This window comes from Rhodopirellula sp. JB055, from assembly GCF_043100905.1.
In the GTDB taxonomy this organism is placed as follows: Bacteria; Planctomycetota; Planctomycetia; order Pirellulales; family Pirellulaceae; genus Rhodopirellula.
Map to the genome: position 1 here is coordinate 1 of NZ_JBICHO010000400.1, position 3,970 is coordinate 3,970.

Sequence of the window (3,970 nt, forward strand, 5' to 3'; positions counted from 1 at the left end):
CGGTGACGAAGTTGCCATCATCTAACAAGGCACGATCGACTCGTCCCGAAATGGGCGAAATGATTTTGGTGTAGTCCACATCCAGTTTGACTCGAGCCGAATCCGCTTGCTTGGCAATCACGTTGGCTGCCGCTTCAGCCACCGCGGCTTGATTCTCATCGAATTCTTCACGAGAGATTGCGTCGCCTTCCAGCAACTTCTTCGATCGAGCAAACTTCTTTCGCGCCAGTTCCAGTTGCGTTTCGGCGACCGAAATCTGCGCTTGGGCCTGTTCGTAAATCGCTTTGTATTCGTCCGGTTCAATCGTGAACAGCAGATCACCGGCTTGGACTCGTTGTCCATCGGTGAAGTGTGTCTTCAATAAAAATCCCGAGACACGTGACTGGATCACCACCTTTTCGTCCGCAGAAAGCCGTCCGACCAATTCGACATAGTCGGTGACCTCATCCTGAATCGCTGGGACGACCGCCACCTTTTGAGTGGGGCGGGTGGTGGCATTGGCAACCGGTTTCTCTTGGGAGCAACCCGTTGCGAGGATGAATGACAGTCCAATGCACAACAGAGAAGGAGGCCAGGATTCGGATTTCATTGTTCACTCGGTCATTGGCACCCCAGCGGCGGGGCAGATAGTTTTGGGAGACACGGCCTCCAAAATCTAGCGGTTGACCGCAGAACATTCGAGTGGGGCGAAATGTTTGACCCGCTGCTTTGCGTGACCTTGAATGTTGATGGTGGGGCGACGCAGTGAACAATGAAAGCCGAGTGCTACCAGCCCTTACGAGACCATCAGTTTGGAGTAGGTCCAAAGAAGGACACGAATCCGATGTGAACGCGGTCGCCTGCGTTGGCTCCGAGCACGTCGTTGAAACCGTGTCCGTAATCGAAACGCAATGATCCTTTCTGGCCGACTGCGACACGGCAGCCCACACCGACGCTTGACAGGAATTGTTCTGTCTCTTCGCCGGGGAGGCTGTCAATGATGAAGGCTTGGCCGAGGTCCGCAAAGGTGTACGCTTTGACATTGCTTTCACAGTCACCACTGCCAAATGTCCAAGCGGTGGGGCCGAATTCAAAACTGGTCAGCCAGCCATGATCGCCGCTGGCCACACGTTGGTCGTATCCACGGATGGAGTCGTAACCGCCAAAGCCGAGTGTTTCGCTGAACAACAAACGATCGCTGGAGAGTTGTCCGGACCCTCGGAAGGTTCCCTCGTAGTGACAACCGAATTGCCGACGCATGTCCAGCGAAGTTCGCCAATAAGCGTAGCCGGGCGCTGTGTTTTGCCTCAGACTGTTGAACGCCGCCGCGTTGTTCTGTGAGGTGAAGCCGCCGTCCGGTCCATAGTTCAGGATCGTATTCAGCCGAGCGTAGTCACCGTTGGATTCGCGAACCAAAGCGTTGTAGCCAAGGCAAAGTTGCAACAGATCAGCTGCGGTGTCGGAGGTGTTCACTGCACCGAACTCCACCGACGTGTTGGATGATTTGAAGTCGGCGCCAACGAACCAAGCTCGTTCGAATTGGGCGTTTCGCGTGGTGTAATGAAATGCTCGGGTGCCAACCTGCCAAGCTTCGCCGTCTTGGTCCATTGGAGCGGGCAACGCAGGTTCGGCGGACGCCCAACTACCAAAGAGTTGGTATCCGCGTTCTCGACTGGGGTCGACCGTGTAGCTGACCGCATGAGCATGCAGACGATTGAATTCAGAGTCCGCTGTGTATTGGTATCCGAGCAATCCGTCGTAGCCGAAAACGTTGCCGACTAACAATCCAGTGTACAACCGTTCGAGACGCAGCGCTTCCACGCCCGTGTCTTCGTAGCCCATGTAGGCTCGCATTGGGAAGACATCATCCACTTCAAAAATGAGGTCGGATGTGCCATCGAGTGAGCCCGGTGTCACGTCCAATCCAACGGATCGAAATGGGCTGCGGTTGAGCCAGTAGAGGTCTTCAGCGACGCACGATTCGTGGATTCGTCCGCCAACCTGAGAACGTGTGATGCCTTGGCGAAGCAAGCAGGGATCGACCCAGCAACCACCTTTGATCTTGATCGCGCCGATTCGTGATTCGACGATCACGATTTGGACCGTTCCGCCCGTGATCTTTTGCTCGGGGATCTGAACATCGACGATCGGCTGCCCACATTTTTCGTAGACCTCAATGATCTCTCGCGACAATTGGTTTAGGTTGCGGAGCGTGATCGGGAGACCAAGGTGACGATCGATGATTGATTGGATTCGCGGCGTGTTGGCTAGCGACCCAGAACGATGGATGTGGGAATGCACGCCTTGATGGTCGGCAAACGCTTCGTGAGGATCGACTCCTTCGCGGCTTGGTAACAGAATCACTGCTTCCAGGGAATCGACCAACACAATGTCGCTGCTGGGCGTTTCCGTCTCGGTTTCGCTTTGCAAATCGAGATCGAACTTTCCAACTTCCCAAGGTTGATACACCTTGGGTCGGTAACGTTCAAAGTTCTGTGCGAAGGCAGAACCACCTAGCAGGAAGCTCGCGGCGCAGATCCAGCCAGCCAACACCCCAAAACGTCGTAAAGTCATCCCGACTTGCCCCAAGTTCATCCGTGACCAAGCTGGTGCCGGCGAATTTCCACTGGCACCAAGCCAACAGAAGAGACGTCGCGACAGAATAGCTTTTCAGTGTTCACAGAGCCTCACGAGGAGGGCTCTGGTCACACGCTTGATTGCCCCCGCAGGCTGTTGATCTCGTCAGCCGGAACGCGATGGCGTCCCGTTCGTCCCTGATAAACGATGGGTTGGCACCCATCGGTCGATCCCCAAATCGGAGAAACGTATCGAATCAACATCCTACTAGCGATCAAATTCGACAAGATTTAACAGAGCGGCTACCTCGCATTCAGCGATGCCTTCAACGGGAACAACCCTGTCAGCCCGGACAACCCTTGCAACTTCACATCGTTCAAACCCCGGATAGGTCGGGTCGCAAGATATCATTCAATGTCGATGCGAACCCTGGCCCGGTTTCGAGGCGTGCGATGTGAAGGGACGACGAAACGCGGACGCATCTTCAAACGCCAGTTTGGTCGTCAGGTTGTTGACTGGGCATGGCGGTTTCGTCCAAGTTTGGCTGACTCGCACCGTTGCCACTGAGTTCACCTTCTTGACCGGGTACGGAGATCTCGACTGAGGACCTGCCGGTTCGACTGCTGGTCATGCCCCCACCATTGCTCGCGTTCAGGCTTTGAGGAAGTGTTGTTGAGATCAAATTCGACCGCGTCCAAACATCGTGGATGGTTTCGTCGTTGGGAGCGAACACTGTTAGGATGGCGTCAGAGTAATGAATCGCGTAATTGGTTGCATCAAAGCTGACTCCGAAAGGATTCTTGGCTTCCATCGAATAGGCCCCCAATGCTGCGGAAGCTGGCAGGCCCGCACTCACAATCGTCACATGATCGATCGCGTCCAGATTCTTGAGCCCGTTGGCGACGAATTGGGTGGTTTGTGTATCGCCTTCAACACCAAAGATCTTGGAGGCGGAAGAAAGAATCAGGTCCAGCGGGGCTGGGGTGACCGTCAAAGTTCCGGTGGTGTAGGTGATGTTGTAATTAGTTGCCGTGAACCCGGTTCCCGTTGGCGTGTGTCCCGAGATGGTGTAGGGACCACCTAAAACACTGGCTGTTTCGGTTGCTCCCCCGGAAGACATGATTAAGTTTTCGATCGTTTCGCTGTTCACCAAACCGGTGGCAAGGAACTCAGAGCCTTCCCAACTGAACAAGTCGCCGTAGGTCTTGGTTTGATTGTTGACCACGATGGACAGATCTGCCGGCGAGATAATGTGCCGGCCATAGTTTGTGATGTCGGTTCCTGGTCCGCTGCCGTAGGTTTCACCATTGCGATAGATCTTTCGAATGAAATACCCGTCTTTTAGATTGTCGCTGTCGACTTGCAAGACGTAGGTTCCCGCGTTGGTTTCGTGGTCAATGTTATCGTAGTTGAC

General features: G+C 54.5%; 3 protein-coding genes. All 3 read right to left on the bottom strand.

Features of this window, described 5'->3' with window-relative positions; genetic code table 11:
- A partial coding sequence (locus ACF8AM_RS15720) for an efflux RND transporter periplasmic adaptor subunit (RefSeq protein WP_392556543.1) occupies window positions 1–589 on the bottom strand: 589 nt, incomplete at its 3' end.
- Between the two features lie 197 nt (window positions 590–786).
- On the bottom strand, window positions 787–2,553 hold the full coding sequence (locus ACF8AM_RS15725) for a ShlB/FhaC/HecB family hemolysin secretion/activation protein (protein ID WP_392556544.1): 1,767 nt from the start codon (window positions 2,551–2,553) through the stop codon (window positions 787–789).
- A gap of 487 nt (window positions 2,554–3,040) precedes the next feature.
- On the bottom strand, window positions 3,041–3,970 hold a 930-nt coding region (locus ACF8AM_RS15730; protein ID WP_392556545.1), incomplete at its 5' end, for an MBG domain-containing protein.